This is a genomic window from Thermodesulfatator autotrophicus, assembly GCF_001642325.1.
GTDB lineage: Bacteria > Desulfobacterota > Thermodesulfobacteria > Thermodesulfobacteriales > Thermodesulfatatoraceae > Thermodesulfatator > Thermodesulfatator autotrophicus.
The window spans coordinates 70,473-86,315 of record NZ_LSFI01000001.1; the positions used below are offsets into that span (position 1 = coordinate 70,473).

General features: G+C 44.6%; 14 protein-coding genes. 5 read left to right on the forward strand and 9 right to left on the reverse strand.

The window, feature by feature from the left end:
• Nucleotides 1-49: 49 nt before the first annotated feature.
• The 8 genes from TH606_RS00390 to argJ all read right to left on the reverse strand — a co-directional run bounded on the left by TH606_RS00390 (nt 50) and on the right by argJ (nt 7,632).
• Nucleotides 50-988 carry a GGDEF domain-containing response regulator gene (locus TH606_RS00390; protein WP_068540449.1) on the reverse strand — a complete coding sequence of 313 codons (939 nt, stop codon included), beginning with the start codon at nt 986-988 and terminating at the stop codon, nt 50-52.
• Entirely contained in the window at nt 930-1,424 is a 495-nt protein-coding gene (locus TH606_RS00395) for an NUDIX domain-containing protein (protein ID WP_068540451.1), read from the reverse strand. The genes TH606_RS00390 and TH606_RS00395 overlap by 59 nt, the downstream gene beginning before the upstream one ends.
• A complete protein-coding gene (locus TH606_RS00400; protein ID WP_068540453.1) occupies nt 1,421-2,188 on the reverse strand; it encodes an inositol monophosphatase family protein in 768 nt (255 codons plus the stop codon). The genes TH606_RS00395 and TH606_RS00400 overlap by 4 nt, the downstream gene beginning before the upstream one ends.
• A gap of 3 nt (nt 2,189-2,191) precedes the next feature.
• Nucleotides 2,192-3,256, reverse strand: coding sequence for an S-methyl-5-thioribose-1-phosphate isomerase (gene mtnA / locus TH606_RS00405; RefSeq protein ID WP_082863439.1), 1,065 nt, complete (start codon nt 3,254-3,256; stop codon nt 2,192-2,194).
• Nucleotides 3,256-4,683, reverse strand: a complete 1,428-nt coding sequence (gatB, locus tag TH606_RS00410) for an Asp-tRNA(Asn)/Glu-tRNA(Gln) amidotransferase subunit GatB (protein WP_068540455.1) — start codon at nt 4,681-4,683, stop codon at nt 3,256-3,258. The genes mtnA and gatB overlap by 1 nt, the downstream gene beginning before the upstream one ends.
• Nucleotides 4,684-5,219: 536 nt before the next feature.
• Nucleotides 5,220-5,456, reverse strand: a complete 237-nt coding sequence (locus TH606_RS00415) for a MarR family transcriptional regulator (protein ID WP_068540457.1) — start codon at nt 5,454-5,456, stop codon at nt 5,220-5,222.
• A gap of 79 nt (nt 5,457-5,535) precedes the next feature.
• Nucleotides 5,536-6,291, reverse strand: coding sequence for a 5'/3'-nucleotidase SurE (gene surE / locus TH606_RS00420; RefSeq protein ID WP_068540459.1), 756 nt, complete (start codon nt 6,289-6,291; stop codon nt 5,536-5,538).
• 168 nt (nt 6,292-6,459) lie between these two features.
• Nucleotides 6,460-7,632: a bifunctional glutamate N-acetyltransferase/amino-acid acetyltransferase ArgJ gene (gene argJ / locus TH606_RS00430; RefSeq protein WP_197460472.1), complete on the reverse strand. Its 1,173-nt coding sequence runs from the start codon at nt 7,630-7,632 to the stop codon at nt 6,460-6,462.
• 489 nt (nt 7,633-8,121) lie between these two features.
• Between argJ and TH606_RS00435 the strand changes: the two genes are divergently transcribed.
• Genes TH606_RS00435 through TH606_RS00450 form a run of 4 tightly spaced genes read left to right on the forward strand, consistent with a single transcriptional unit; the run spans nt 8,122 to nt 11,199 of the window.
• Nucleotides 8,122-8,577 carry a formylmethanofuran dehydrogenase subunit E family protein gene (locus TH606_RS00435; protein WP_068540462.1) on the forward strand — a complete coding sequence of 152 codons (456 nt, stop codon included), beginning with the start codon at nt 8,122-8,124 and terminating at the stop codon, nt 8,575-8,577.
• Nucleotides 8,574-9,509 carry an ABC transporter substrate-binding protein gene (locus tag TH606_RS00440; protein ID WP_068540464.1) on the forward strand — a complete coding sequence of 312 codons (936 nt, stop codon included), beginning with the start codon at nt 8,574-8,576 and terminating at the stop codon, nt 9,507-9,509. The genes TH606_RS00435 and TH606_RS00440 overlap by 4 nt, the downstream gene beginning before the upstream one ends.
• Nucleotides 9,506-10,444, forward strand: coding sequence for a FecCD family ABC transporter permease (locus tag TH606_RS00445; RefSeq protein ID WP_068540466.1), 939 nt, complete (start codon nt 9,506-9,508; stop codon nt 10,442-10,444). Before TH606_RS00440 ends, TH606_RS00445 begins: the two co-directional genes overlap by 4 nt.
• Complete coding sequence (locus TH606_RS00450) at nt 10,444-11,199, forward strand: ABC transporter ATP-binding protein (protein WP_068540468.1); 756 nt, start codon at nt 10,444-10,446, stop codon at nt 11,197-11,199. Before TH606_RS00445 ends, TH606_RS00450 begins: the two co-directional genes overlap by 1 nt.
• A gap of 8 nt (nt 11,200-11,207) precedes the next feature.
• Here TH606_RS00450 and TH606_RS00455 read toward each other — a convergent pair whose 3' ends face one another.
• Entirely contained in the window at nt 11,208-14,945 is a 3,738-nt protein-coding gene (locus TH606_RS00455) for a cobaltochelatase subunit CobN (protein ID WP_068540470.1), read from the reverse strand.
• A 738-nt stretch (nt 14,946-15,683) separates the two neighbouring features.
• Here TH606_RS00455 and TH606_RS11280 point away from each other — a divergent pair.
• Nucleotides 15,684-15,843, forward strand: a 160-nt coding sequence (locus tag TH606_RS11280) for an AAA family ATPase (RefSeq protein ID WP_157627814.1), incomplete at its 3' end; no start/stop codon positions are given.

The following is a 15,843-nucleotide window of genomic DNA, read 5'->3' on the forward strand; positions in this document are numbered from 1 at the left end:
AACCATAAGTTGTTTTAATTAAAATAATCAAGGATAGTAATGGCCGGTTTTAAGAAGAAAAATTGGATGTTAGCGGATCAACGACTAATATATTCCCACCCTTTCTTTTGGCTTCATAAAGGGCCTCATCCGCCCGAAAGATAAGATCATCTATACTTTCTTGAATTTTTTTTCCTTCAGTATGAATAAAACGGGCTATCCCCGCGGAAAGACTAGCAGGAGCAACATCTTCTTGCTTAAATCGGTTTATAATGCGCCTGATCACCTTGCAGGCTGCTTCGGTATTACACTGAGGTAAAATTAAAACAAACTCATCTCCCCCGTATCGAAAAGGAAGGTCCACATAACGCCTGGTAGAAGAAACTATTATGTTTGCCAGCTTTTTTAAAAGATGATCTCCAGCCTGGTGCCCAAAGGTATCATTAAATTGTTTAAACATATCTACATCAAACATGGTAAGGTGTAAGGGATATTTTTGGCGCCAGGCCTTATAACACTCCTCTTCTAGTTTTTCTTCAAAATAACGGCGATTAAATATCCCGGTAAGTGGGTCCTGCCTGGTTAAAAGTTCCAGTTTGGCGCGCAGTTCTCTTTCACGCAATATGCGTTTTATCTTGGCCTCAAGCTCATCTAGCTCAAATGGTTTGCGAATAAAGTCACTGGCTCCAGCTTCTATTACATCTTTGTACTTGATTTTTTGTCCGTAGGCCGTAATAGCAATAATATCTATAGCTGGATTTATCTCTTTAACTTTTTTTATCAAGGTTAAGCCATCCATATTGGGCATAAAAATATCGGTTATTATCAAGGTATAATTTTGCCCTTCTTTAATTAAGTCAAGGGCTTTTTGACCATCAGGAGCGGTGTCACAAGGGCAGTCATGGTGGGCTAGAAAAGACGCTATAAGCTTTCTGGTGAGAGGGTCATCTTCAACAACGAGAAATCTTGTTTTTGCGGGCCTTTCCAGGCAAAAATTCTCTTTTTCCATACTTCCATTTTATATAATCGGCAATAATATCTCCATGGTCAAAGACTAGCTCATTAAATGGTATTTCGTCCAGAGAAAAAAGTCTGGCTAAGGCGGCATCATCAGCTCCCCTGGGTTCACCCTGGGCTTTAGCCACATAAACAGTGGTTATGGTGTGAAACCGCGGATCCCGCCCAGGGTCAGAGTAAGTATAAAACTGGCAAACCAGTTCTACCTCAAGGCCTGTTTCTTCATAGGCTTCGCGTCTGGCAGCATCTTCCAGGCTTTCTCCATAATCCACAAAACCACCAGGGAGTGCCCAACCCAGAGGAGGATTCCTGCGTTTAATGAGAACGATTTTTTGGTCTATCTCAATAATTATATCCACTGTAGGAAAGGGATTTTTATAAATTTCAACAACTTCACCACATTTAGGGCAGGTTTTTTCTTTTTTCATGGTAGGTATTTAGAGGCAATTTTCGTCATTTCTTTGTGTATAAGGCCGTTTGAGGCCACAATATGGTTTTGAAAGGGATCGTAAGGTTCCCCCAGGTAGTTGCTGACTTTTCCGCCAGCTTCTTCTACCAGTAGTATGCCAGCCGCGGTATCCCAGGGTTTAAGATGCGGTTCCCAGAAACCATCCAGGCGTCCACAGGCTACATAGGCCAGGTCAAGGGCAGCTGCCCCAGCGCGCCTTACTCCCTGTGCCTTTACCAAAAAATCGTGGAAAGCCTTAACCACCTTGACTGGATCCTCGTGAATGCCGTAAGGGAAACCTGTAGCCAGAACAGCGTTGTTAAGGTCATCTATACGCGAAACACTGAGCCGCCTACCATTTAGATAAGCCCCCTTCCCTCGCTCAGCCCAGAAAAGTTCATCAAGCATGACATGGTAAATGACTCCCAATACAGGCTGCTTGTCTTCCATAAGGGCAATACTTGGGGCAAACCAGGGGAAACGATGGGCATAATTGGTGGTGCCGTCTAAAGGGTCAACCAGCCAGTAACGCCCTACAGGCTCGGCCTTGGCTTCCTCTTCACCTAAAACAGGTATCCCCGAAGCCTTTAAAATATCCACAATGAGCTTTTCACTCTTTAAATCTACTTCAGTTACCAGGTCAATTTCACCTTTACGGCGGATTTCTACCTCTTTATCAAAAAATTCTCGCTGGAGCCTCCCTGCTGCCAGAGCTGAAGCTTTAGCGAGGGCTAAAAAGTCCATTTCCTACACCCCGAACAAGATTTTAAGGCTTTCGGTGTAAGGCGGTTGAACCACGCCCTTTTCCGTAATAATAGCCGAAATGTAGTGAGACGGCGTAACATCAAAGGCCGGATTTAGAGCGGATACTCCCTTAGGGGCAATTCTTTTTTTTGCACAATAGAGTACTTCTTTGGGGTCACGCCATTCAATAGGGATATCCTGGCCGCTGCTGGTAGCCATATCAATAGTGGAAAGAGGAGCCGCTATGTAAAAGGGGATTTTGTTTTCTTTGGAAAGCACAGCCAGAGAATAAGTGCCAATTTTGTTGGCCACGTCACCGTTGGCCGCGATGCGGTCTGCCCCTACTACAATGGCCTGGACTTTGCCTTGGGCCATAAGAGAGCCAGCCGCAACATCAGGTATAATTTCCACCGGGACACCTACTTTTTTTAGTTCCCAGGCCGTAAGGCGTGCTCCCTGGAGCCAGGGGCGTGTTTCATCAGCGAGAACCTTTATATTTTTGCCAGCTTCATAAGCAGCCCTGATAACGCCTATGGCCGTACCATAACCCCCTGTGGCTAGGGCTCCAGCGTTACAATGGGTTAGCACCGTGGCGTTGTCAGGTATAAGCTTGGCCCCAAAGCGCCCCATGGCCTTGTTGGCCTCTATGTCTTCTTCCCAGATCTTTAGGGCCTCAGCCCTCAAAATTTCCACTACTTCCTCTAAAGAAACATTAAGGTCTTCTGCCCTATTAAGCAGGCGATCAATGGCCCAGGAAAGATTAACCGCGGTAGGGCGTGCTTTTTTAAGGCTTTCAGCTATTCTTCTAAACTTAGCCAGGAAATCCCGCTTGCTTCTGGCCTTAATTTTTTCAGCACCCAGAACCAGCCCTATGGCTCCGGTAATCCCAATGGCTGGTGCCCCCCTCACAACCATGTCTTTAATGGCCTTTTTTACCTCCTGAGGAGTGCGCAGGCGTAGATATTTTTCTTGCCAGGGGAGAAGCCGCTGGTCAAGCAGACGTAAACCGCGGCTGTCCCACAAAATAGGCCGAATTATATCAAGGTTTGGTGGAAGATACTCTGGCATTACTGCTCCAACAAACGAGTAAGTATTTTATTGACTATTTTGGGATTGGCCTTACCCTTTGTTTCCCTCATTACCTGGCCTACAAAAAAGCCAATAACGTTCTTTTTACCCTGGCGATATTTTTCAACTTCTTTGGGGTTGGCTTCCAGTATCTTCTGGCAAAGGGCCTCAAGAGCGGCTTCGTCGCTTTCTTGTTTAAGGCCTTTTTCTTCAACTATTTTGGCAGGGTTTGCTCCTTTATAGACTTCTGGGAATATCTTTTTGGCTACTGTGGAGCTGATTACGCCTTCATCAAGGAGTTTTAACAGTTCAACGAAGTTTTCAGGGGTTAAATTAGTTTCGTCTATTTCTTTGCCTTCTTTATTTAATTCCCTTAAAACTTCGGTCATTATCCAGTTACTTATAAGCTTGGGTTTGGGAAGGGCTTTGGCACAGGCCTCAAAAAATTCTGCTAACTTTCGCGAAGAGGTAATAATCTCGGCGTCATACTCTGGCAGATTGTACTCTTTAATGAAGCGTTCTTTTTTGGCATCAGGAAGCTCAGGTAAGGTTTCAGCAACTTCTTTTATCCAGTTGTCGTCTATTTCAATGGGAACAAGGTCTGGATCAGGGAAATAACGATAATCATGGGCCTCTTCTTTCCCTCTCATAGACTGGGTGACACCACGGGAAACATCAAAAAGTCTTGTTTCCTGGATAACTTCTTTACCGTCAAGAATTAGAGCAATCTGGCGTTTTATTTCATACTCAAGGGCCTTTTGCACGTGTTTAAAAGAGTTCATGTTTTTAAGTTCTACTTTGGTGCCAAACTTATCACTGCCTTTAGGACGGACAGAGATATTAGCGTCGCAACGAAGACTTCCTTCTTCCATGTTTCCGTCACATATTTCAAGATAACGCAGAATAGAGCGAAGCTTTTTGAGGTAGGCCACGGCTTCTTCAGGGGAGCGCATATCAGGCTCACTGACAATCTCAAGCAGAGGCACACCGGTGCGGTTAAGATCCACATAAGAGACCGGGCGTGTTTCATCGTGAATAAGCTTTCCAGCGTCTTCTTCCATGTGGATGCGCACCAGCCCGACCTTTTTCTTTGCGCCGTTAACTTCTATTTCTATATAGCCGCCTTCAGCTAGCGGAAGTTCATACTGTGAAATCTGGTAGCCTTTCGGCAGGTCAGGATAAAAATAATTTTTTCGGGCAAAAACAGAAACGGGATTTACTCTGGCCTTGGTAGCCAGGGCCAGCTTTATGGCAAAATCTACCACTCGTTTGTTAAGCACCGGCAAAGTGCCTGGCATACCACAACAGACGGGGCAGACATGAGAATTAGGGGCAGCCCCAAACTCGGTGGAGCAGGAGCAAAAAATCTTGCTCTTGGTAAGGAGCTGGGCATGTACTTCCAGGCCGATTACTGCTTCAAAATCCATAATATGCCTCCTTCAGAGGATAAAAAGAGCATATCTCTTGAAAATCAATTGTCAACGCTTTTTAGAATAGTTTGGTTGAATGAAATTTTTTAGATAACTTGGATTAGAGATATTTAGAAAATGAGAGCATAAGATAGATAACAATTTTAGGACTGTTATTGCAAGTCTTCTCATTGTCATTGCGAACGTAGCGAAGCAATCTTTATCCCGAGGAGTAGCGAAGGGATCAGAGATCGCCACGGCGACTACGTTGCCTCACGATGACACCCTGTAAATGTAATATGTTCTATTCTATTAATAGAGATGACTTAGCCATTTGTGTTTTGCAATGATTCCCTTTGTCACTGCGAGGAGGCCAAAAGGCTGACGAAGCAGTCTCAAGACAGGTGAATAGTCAATTAAAAATATTTTACAATAGTCTCTATGTTAATGAGAAAGTTTTTTCCGAGAAAAAGATAAGCAAGAGAAGGGATGCCCAAAGACATCCCTTCTTCCTTTAATTGTTTGATGGGAGATGGTGTCTTTTGAAAGAAAACCTATATTTTTCCGGCTTCTTTAAGCTCTTTAACAAAAGCATCAATGGGGTTTTCTCTCTTTCCGACTTTTTTAGGAATGTTAACTCCTCTTTTGCGAAGTTCAGTGACAACTTTCATTACTTGAAATTTGCTAATACCTAGCTTTTCAGCGATTTCAGCGGCGGACATGTTAAGATAGTTTTCATAGATAAACTTTACATCTTCTTTAGTAATAGGTCTGCTGCGTTTTCTAGCCATCTATTACCCCTCCTTTATTTTTTCTTTTTATTAAGAAAGAAATATAGACAAATGTCAAGCCTAAAACATAAAAAATATATTAAAAAGGAATATTCCAGGAAGAAATTTTATTAAGCAATTCAAAACGAGTTAGGTTGTGAAAGAGAGGAGTGATGGTAATATAGCCTTCTTTCAAGGCTACTACATCGGTATTTGGATCTTTTTCAGTAAATTCTTCACTACATTGCCAGTAATAAAGATTTCCATGAGGATCAATTCTTTTTTCAAACCTTTCTATAAGAGGTTTGGTACTTTGTGGCACGAATTTTATACCTTTTATCTTGTGAGCCGGTAAAAAAGGAATATTTATATTTAAGCAAAAATTACTTTTTATTTTGTTTCCTTTTAAAAAATCCAGAAGGCAGCTAACAAAATAAGCGGCAAAACAGTAATCAGGTTCTTTATATTCATCTAGAGATACTGCTATGCTTGGATAACCAAGAATAGCTCCTTCAGTAGCGGCTGAAACTGTTCCTGAGTAAAGTACATTGATGCCGACATTTGCGCCTCTGTTGATTCCTGAAAGAACTAGGTCTATTGGTGAATGAATAATCTCCTTTAATGCTATTTTTACACAATCAGCTGGAGTGCCACTAACGGCATAGCCAAAAAAGATGTTTCCTCTTTTGACCTTTTTAACCCTTAATGGGTCAGCTATGGTAATAGCATGACCTACGGCACTTCTTTCTGCTTCTGGGGCTACGACAAAAATTTCGTGTTGGTTACATAAGGCGTCATACAAAGCACAAAGGCCTTCTGCGAAAATGCCATCATCGTTAGTTAAAAGAATCCGCACTAGAAATTGCCTCCTTCTTTGCTTATAAAATAAATGAGGCAGGCTTTTCTGTGGGGACAATAATCGTTTGGATGAGGACAACCTCTTTTCAATGGACGATATTCTCCTTCTTTGGCACAAAAGCCTAACTCTTCTTCAGAATTATTATTTTTTTCTTTGTTTTTATCTCTAAGTTCGGTATTCGGCATTGATTTTTACATAATCATAGCTTAGATCACAGGTTAAATATTGAGCTTCTGCTCTTCCTTGCTTTAAATCAATAGTTACTACAAAATTTGGCTTTTTCATCTCTAGATGGGCTCTATTTTCACTTTCTTTCCCTGTACCAAGACCGTTTTCAACAATCTTTATTTCATTTATATAAATATCAACTTTATTTGGATCAAAATTTATGCCGGCCCTTCCCATGGCAGCCAGAAAACGGCCCCAGTTTGGATCTTCTCCAAAAAAAGCCGTTTTTACTAACAAAGAATTAGCTACGGTTTGAGCTATTTTAACGGCTCTATTTTCGTTTTCAGCGTTTATTATTTTTATTTTTACTAGTTTTGTTGCCCCTTCTCCGTCTTTTACAATAAAAGAAGCTAGTTCGTAACAAACTTCATAAAGAGCTTTTTTAAAGCTATCTATATTTCTATCTTCTATTTTCTTTTTGTAGCCACTTGCCAATAAATAAACAGTGTCATTGGTGCTAGTATCTCCATCAACGGTGATTCTATTGAAGGTTTTATCAACGGTATCTTTTAAAATCTTGTATATTTTATCTTGAGCCAAAGAAGTATCTGTAAGTAAAAAAGCAAGCATAGTGGCCATGTTAGGAGCAATCATGCCGGCTCCTTTGGCAATACCTAAAATGTTTATCTTTTCTCCAGAGATTTCAATTTGACGACTGGCTATTTTAGGAAAAGCGTCGGTAGTCATGATAGCTTTGGCAAAATCTTGGTACTTATCAGGAGAAAGCCCTTCAATCAAAGGAGGTATAGCCTCTATTATTTTTTCCTTAGGAAGACGTTCTCCAATAACTCCGGTTGAAGCTGGAAGAATTTCCTCAGGAAGACAATTAAGCTTTTGAGCGAGATAGGAAGAAATTTCTTGGGCATCGTTAAGCCCTTCTTCTCCGGTGCAGGCGTTAGCGCAACCGCTGTTTACCAGTATAGCCCGAAAGGCATTTCTTTTGGCCAAAAGCCCTTGAGCCAGAAGCACCGGGGCAGCTTTAACCAGATTGCTAGTAAAAACTCCGGCTCCCTGGACTGGTTTTTCGGCATAAATCAACCCCAAATCAAGCGCTTCTTTTTTTATGCCACTGGCTACCGCGCTAAAAGAAAACCCTTCAGGAATAAACACTTTTGCCTCCTCATTACAAAGATAGCCTTAATTTCTAATGGAAAAATTTGGTTGAGAAAAGATTTTTTCTTCTAAGAGTCCTTGCAAAATTCTAAAATATCAGATTGAGATCGCCACGGCGACGGTGTCACCTCGCAACAAGGATTGCTTAGACGAGATTGCTTCGCCCCTGGCAGGCCTAGCAATGACGAGGAGGGGAGCGTAGCTCGCAATGACATCTTTCCCTGTCACTGCGAGGGTCATTTCCCATTGTCACCGCGAGGAGCTTTTCCATATTGTCACTGCGAGGAGTGCGCAAGCGCGACGAAGCAGTCTCAGGGATTATCAGATTGTTTCGCTCGCAATGACAGCCCCGGTTTATCACCGCGAGCGAGGAGACCGGGACAGGCGAAGTAGTCTCAGGTTTCTGGGACGGGCAAAAACTAATGCAAGGATCTTTCGGAAAAATTTTCGTTGACATGTAACACAAACTCAAATAAAGTGCTATTCATGCTTCTGGTTGATTTGGAGCTAAAAGTCATTGCAGAAAAGCACGGTCATTTATGCCCATATCTGGCTTTAGGTTGGCGTGTGGGCTCATTTTTCAAAAAATTTCTGCTTGAGAAAGAATTTACCGGTTTTGAAAACTTTTTTGTGCATTCTTATACCCATACGTGTGCCCTAAACGCCTTGGAGTTAATGAATTTCAAGGTAACTTGTGAAAATATTGGTGAACACGTATATCTCTTACAAGCTATTACAGGTAAAGCCCTTTCCATGGTAGCAGTAAACTCAGAAATTATAGTTCCTCCTTATAAGATGGAAGAGCTGGCCTTCAAAGTTTATTCTGATACGGCCTTATACTATGAAAAAGCCCACTATAACTATCTTTTTGACCGCTGGATAGTAGATATCCTTAGCGCCAGTGATGAAGAACTCTTCGTTTTTCCCCACAAAAAAGTATGAAAAAATCCCTGCTATTTTTCCTGGTTCTGGTTCTTTTCTCTTTCTTTCCTCTGAATAGCTTTTCAGAAACGCTTACTCTTAAAGACGCCTTAAATCGCACCGTAAAAATAGAAACTCCAGTTAAAAGAGCGGTCTTCCTGGTTGGTTACGAAATTATCCCTTTTCTTGACCTCTGGCACCAAACAGTGGGAATAAGTCTCTGGGCCAGATACGAAAACGATCTACTAGGAAATAAAGTCAAAAGTTTCGTAAATGTCGGCACTGCTTCCAATCCAAACATAGAAACCATTGTTTCCTTAAAACCAGATCTGGTAATAACCTGGCCTTACAACCAGAGAGTTATTCAGACCTTAGAAAGTCTTGGCATTCCAACTTACACCATAGCTCCCAATAGCCTTAAAGACTTGTTTAGCCTTATCCATGACCTAGCTCTCATTTTTGGTAAAGAAAAAAGAGGCGAAAAGCTTATTAAGCTGATGAGAGAAACTCTAAGTGAGTTAAACAGCCTGGTAGCCACGGCTTATAAGCCAGGAGTTATATTCACCTGGGGAAGACCTACCCGCATTTCCGGAAAACAGGGGGTTGTCCCAGACCTTATCCGTATCGCCGGCGGTAAAAACCTGGGCGACGTATTTGACCGCCCCTACATAGACCTTTCCCTGGAAAGATTGGTTATTTTGAATCCCGAGGTTATTTTTATCTGGGGAAACGCTCGTTACGATGCTTATTACTTGTTAAAAGACGAAAGGCTATCATCTATTAAGGCCATAAAAAACAAAAGGGTTTATAAAGCTCCTGAATGGTCAACTTGGTCTCCAAGGGCAGTTTTAATTGCCTTATGGATGGGTACCAAACTCCATCCCGAGGTGATAACCCAAGCTTTTTTTCAACAAAAGAAAGCCCAACTTGAAAGTTTTATAACCAATCCATGAAGCAGTTTTTGCTATTTCTTTGCTGTTTACTGGTATGTCTGGGGGCCCTTTTAATTGGCCCTACAGGCTTTTTATGGCCTTCTAATTTTAACCATCTGATTATATGGGAAATAAGGGCTCCGCGGATTCTCCTGGCGGCTATTTGTGGAGCAGCTCTGGCAAGCTCTGGTACCGCCCTTCAAGCTATATGCAAAAACCCGCTGGTTGACCCTTATCTCATTGGTCTTTCGGCAGGAGGCGCTCTGGGCTGTGCCCTGGCCGTGGCCTTTTTTCCGTTTTTGCCTGTCCCTTTAGCCGCTTTTTTAGGAGCCCTTCTGGCAGCCGTTTTAACCTACACCCTGGCTTATGTGCAGGGTGGTGGAGAAAGCCGTTTAAAGCTAATTCTTGCGGGAGTGGTGGTCTCGGCCTTTCTTATGGCTATTGTCTCTCTGATAAAGTTTTTGCTAGACCCTCATCGCTTAAGTGAGATTGTCTTCTGGATGATGGGAACTTTTGCCTTAACCCGCTGGGAAACCATAAAACAAACCGTCCCTTTTATGCTTTCAGGAATAGTCGTTTTGTTTCTACTGCGCTATCGGCTCAATGTGCTTTCCCTTCCTGAAGAAGAAGTGCGCACTCTTGGAGTCTCGGTAGCCAGAGAAAGAGGGCTCATTATCATGGCTGTAGCTTTAACCGTAGGCGCTACGGTAGCTGCTGCAGGCATAATAGGCTGGGTAGGCCTTATGGTGCCTCACATTGTGCGTATGTTTCTTGGACCAGAAAACGAAAAGGTCCTTCCTGGGAGCCTCTGGCTTGGGGCCGCTATCATGGTCTCAGCTGACACCCTTGCCCGAAGTTTAACCACCATGGATCTCCCTGTTGGCATATTGACGGCTCTGGTAGGAGCGCCCTTTTTCGTCTATCTGCTGGGTAAAACTTCAAAGGAATGGTCTTGATGCTAGAGGTAAAAGAGCTCCATTACAAGCACATATTAAAAGACATAAGCTTTGCCGTTAAAGAGGGAGAAATTCTTGTGGTTCTCGGCCCAAATGGTGCTGGGAAAACCACTCTTTTTCGCTGTCTGGCGAGGCTTATTAAACCAGACAGAGGTAAAATTTTCCTTCTGGGACGGCCATTAGAAGATTATTCTCCCAAAGAACTGTACCGCCTTATGGCCCTTTGCCCCCAGCACTTTAGACCTGAGTTTAGTTATAAAGTGTACACTTTCGTGCTCATGGGGCGCACGCCCTATCTTTCGCCTCTGGCTCAGCCTAGAAAAAAAGACTTTGAAGCCGCTCAAAAGGCCTTAAAAATTTTGGGCCTTGAGCATCTGGCAGAAAGACCTTTTTCAGAGCTTTCTGGCGGACAGCAGCGTCTGGTCTCAGTAGCCCGTGCCCTGGCCCAGGAGGCCAGCTTAATTCTCCTTGATGAACCCACGGCCTTTCTTGACCTCAGGCATCAATTTCTGGTGATGAAAAAAATCTGTCAGCTTGCTCGCCAAAACAATCTTTCACTGGTGCTAAACCTTCACGACCCAAATCTTGCTCTTCTCTTTGCAGACCGCATACTAACTATTAAAAACGGCCGTTTAATGGGAGAACTGCCTAAAAACCCGGAGAAAGTCCAAATAGCCCTTGAAAAATTATATGAAATCCCTTTTGTAAGCTTTTCTTATCAGGAAAGAACTCTTGTTTTCCCCTCTCCGGTTTAAAACAAAGCCTATTCAAGTGTAATTTTTTCCCGTATTTCTTTCATTTTTTCCTGCCAGTTGGCCACCTCTTCGCTGGTGATAATGTCTACTGAGCCCCCCTGAGGGCCCATCTCTCCTACCGGCATGGAGGCTTCAAGCTGGGCCTCAACCTCAAGATAAGCCTCTTTTAGACCTCGCAATACTTCCGGGGTTGCCTGCCATAGGCCGCGGCTTTCAGCCTCAAGGAATCTTCGGGTAATTTCCTCAAGGGCCCAGGGGTTATGCTCCTTGAAAAAGCGGCGGTTTTCTTCGTCAAGGACATAAGTCCTGGCCAGATCGTCAAAGATCTGGTCATCAACCTCGTGGGTGGTGGCCTGCCAGCCATAGACCCGGCCGATGCGTTTGGCAATCTCTCCTGCCCCACGGTAGCCATGCCGCTTCATGCCTTCTATCCACCTGGGATTAAGAAGTTTTGAGCGTACTACCCGACGAATTTCTGAGGCCAGGTCGCGCACCTCTACCTGAGCAGGATTACGCGTATCTCCGTAATAAACCGGGATTTTGTGTCCGGAAAGCTCACGGGCGGCAATGGTTAACCCACCGTGAGTGCCAAAGTAACTACAGCATCCAAAAAGATCGTATTCGTCGGTAACGGTTTTGTTGAAGGTAAAAGATACGCTTTTTAGGTTTTCAGTAAGCTCAAAGTGGGCCTCTTCGCCAAAGGCCTCTTCACCGTAGGCATAGCCATTCCAGTAAACAAATACATCGGCCAGGTCTTGCTCTTTTTTCCAGGCCGAAGCATAGACTGCCAGATTTACTCCGGCCTGATAAGTGCCTGGCTTTGAGGCAAAAAGCCTGAAAGTAGCCCGCCGCCTGGCTTCTTCTGGAGAAAACTTTTTCCGCAGTTTTTCCAGCTTGGCCAGGGTATGCTTGCGTACAAAATTCTTTTCAAGGGGTTCGTCAAGTAAGGCCACCGTTTGTATAGCCTTGTCCACCAGGGTAATGCAGTCAAAAAAGTTATCGCGGGTGATACCAGAAACCCTTATGGTTACATCTATCCGGGGGCGACCAAGCTCGTCCAGAGGGATTACTTCAAAGCCCTTAACCTGGCCATTTGGCTGCCAGATAGGCCTAACCCCCAACAGGGCCAAAATCTGGCCCATGCCTTCACCATCAGCCCACATGATGTCGTTTGCCATCCAGTAAAGGGCTATGTTTTCCGGGTAACTTCCGTGTTCTTTCAGGTACTTTTCAATTACAGCTTCAGCCAGGCGGGTGCCCACCCTGTAAGCCGCCTGGGTAGGTACTCGTCGCGGGTCAAGGGAGTAAAAATTGCGCCCTGTGGGCAGGACATCATCCCGCCCACGGGTAATAAGCCCTGAAGGCCCTGGAGGCACATAACCCCCTTCCAGGGCGTGTAAAAGGGCCTCACGTTCGCGAGAAGCCATAATACGGGCCTTTAAGTCCTCCACCCGGGCCCATAGGTCAGCGTATTCTGAAAAGTTAGGGCTCAAGTCTCCTTCAACCAGGGCACTCCAGCCTTTATCTTCTTCCCATATCTTTCGCCAGGACGGGTTTTCGTTTAAGTCATAGCGGACGATGGCGCGTATAAACTTAGCTAACCTTTCCCCTTTGGGAACTTCGCCAAAGATGTGAAGGCCATCCTGTACCTGGCTTTGCTTTAGGCGTTCAAGTGTTTCGTGTGTCACCTGAACTACCTTAGAAAAGTCGTCTCCAGGTTTAAGCGCTGCTTTTACCTCTTCGTAAAGACCGGCTTTTTTCAGGGTGTCTTCTATAAGATGCTCAAGGGTATGGGCCCTGGCTTTATCTCCGTAAGAAGACTTTTCGTATTCGTCTAAATACCTTGAGAGAACTTCTAGTTCGCCGTAAAGGCCAGCCTCCTGCATAACGGTTTGCATATGGTCAACCAGTACGGCGTAGCTTCGTCTTTTGGCAATAACCCCCTCTGGAGGGTTATCGGCGTTATAAATGTAGAGATGCGGCAGGCGGTGAATAGTAAGATCCGGGAAGCATTTTTCAGAAAGGCCAGCCCCTTTACCAGGTAAAAACTCAAGGTTTCCGTGGGTGCCCACGTGAATTACCGCGTGGGCACCAAAGACCTCTTCAAAATAACGATAAGTAGCAAGATATTGATGAGGAGGAGGTATATCAGGGTCATGAAGAATTTTGCAAACTTTGCCGTCACAGCGCGGGCCAGCACAACCCCGCTTGGGCTGCACGCAAACCAGGACATTACCGAAACGAAGCCCGGTAACTACTATCTTTCCCTTATAAACCATAGCCGCAGGTACACCGTCTTTGGGTTCACCAGGAGGTTTTCCCCAGGCGTTTTCTATCTTCTGGCGCACCTCTTCAGGAAACTCCTGCCACCAGCGCAGATATTGGTCTAAGGGGATAAGGTCTAAAGCCCCACCTTTGGCTACAATTTCTTCTACCGTGGTCCAGCGAAACTCAGAGATGGCCTTGCGGGCAAGGATTTCCTGGGCTAAGGCTTCACCACTTTCGGGAATGTCTTCTATGTTATAGCCTTTATTTTTCAAATCTTTTAAAATACGGACCACACTTTCCAGGGCATCAAGGTTGGCTGCTCCCCCTACCGTGGCCTCAACAGAAGCACAGGGGTTGTTGTGAAGCACGAAAACGAGCTTGCGTTTTTCAGGTGAAGTGCGCCTTAAGGCCAGCCAGCTGGCTATCCTTTCTGCCAGGCGTTTTATGCGTTCCTTTATGGGCTTACGTTCCTCCAAGATGGTTCCAGTTTCAGGGTCTTCCTCCCGACTTACGGCATGTATAACCAGTGGTTCAATTACTCCTTCAAACTCCGGCATAGCCAGGGCCCAGCTAATTTCATAACCAAGGCCTTTTGGGTTTTTACTCCATTCTTCTTCGGTTTGGGAATAAAGCCCAAGGGGCTGAAACACAGGGACATTGAGTTTTTTCAAAAGCTCTACCCCAGAGGTTGAGGCAGAGGGATCAGACAAGGCCCGTGAGCGAGTACCCAGAAAAAAGGGTATCATCTTCACCAGGGCGTCAATAACAGGTTTTCCCTTTTCATCAAAGAAAAAGGCCTCAACTGCCCCCCGGCTGCCCTTAGTCCCAAGGGCCTTGTCTTCCAGGCTGTAGGTAAAAACAGGAAGCACATTAATCCCTTCTTCCTCAAGGGCTTTTATCACCGTCTCCTCTACAGCTAAATCGCCATTTACCCAGTATTGTCTGGAAAATAGAAGTCCCACCCACGGGGCCTCAGGATCTCCCCCATACCAGGCGAGATAATCTTTAAGGCTCTCAAAATAGCCAGGGGCTTGTGGGTGATAAATGCCCATCCAGGGGAGCTCTTTTGGAAGGGCATAATCAACAGAAATACCAAGGCCTTCTCGTGCAAGATAACGTAGTAAATTTTTTAAATTTTCTTCTCCACCGTAAAGGAGGTAGCGATAAACAGTAGCCCCGGTCTCTATCCCTCCCAAAGACCTCTCCCAGAAAGATGACTCAAAACCTGACCAGATAACTGGCACATAGGGAAGGCGCTCTTGGAGTTGGCTGGCAAGCTCCTCCCAGAAGCCATCAGAGGTGGCGTAGAGAAGAACCAGGTCCGCCTCTTTAGCGGCGGCTATAAATTCTTCTAAAGTGTCAGGTTCTTCAAGCCTTTTAGTGGCCCACATTTTAAGGGTAAAAAGTCCTTCTTCTCGGCTCACTCTCATAAGGGGTGGAATATAGCTGTTCCACATAGCAGCTATAATTTTTTTCATGGGCGCTCCTTTTTAGTCTTCTGTGAGTTTATTTGGGAGCATTTTTTGTATTACATGAACTTCACGCGAGGCGACGTAGCCACCGTGGCGACCTCTAACATTCGGGCAAAGACTTCTTCGTTGCCTCTGTTGCCAACCGCAAGTACGATTGCAAGCCACAGATCTTTCATTTATTTAAGCAAGATTTCTAGTTTTATTAATATTTAAATCAAAAAAATAGCACGAGGTGTCAAGAGTCGTCAAATCTTAAAATCTTTTTCCCGATAATCTCCAAGCAGTAACAATAATGGTCGTTATGGCGAGGTCTTCCCTTTAGCGTTATTGAGGCCTTTACCTCCCTTCATCGTCATTACGAGCCTTCCTTCCGGTCATTGCAAGTCCTCCTTCCAGTCATTGCGAGTCCTCCCTTCCGGTCATTGCGAGCCACGAAGTGGCGAAGCAATCTCAGATCCCTTCGCTAGCGATCGGGACAAGGACTACTTCGTTGGTGCTCTGCACCTTCTCATAATGACCTGGTAGGGTCACTTAAGAGCCCTTGGTGGGAAACCGGGTTTGTAATTGCGAAGGGCAAAGCCCCGAATCAATCTCTCGCTTTTTCTATCTAGTGACTGGTGAGACTGCTTCGCTTCGCTCGCAGTGACAATATGGAAGTCATTGCAGACCTGCGTTAGCAGCCGAAGCAATCTCGGGTGAAGCAATTTCTGGATAATTTATGAAAAGTCCTGTTATAATACCTTCATGAAAAAGAAACTTCCTGTCGGCATCCAGAGTTTTGAAAAAATTCGTTCTGGAAATTTTTACTATGTTGACAAAACTTCTTTTGTGAAAAAGCTCGTTGATGAAGGAGGAGGCTATTTTTTTCTTTCTCGTCCCAGGCGTTTCGGGAAAAGCCTTTTTC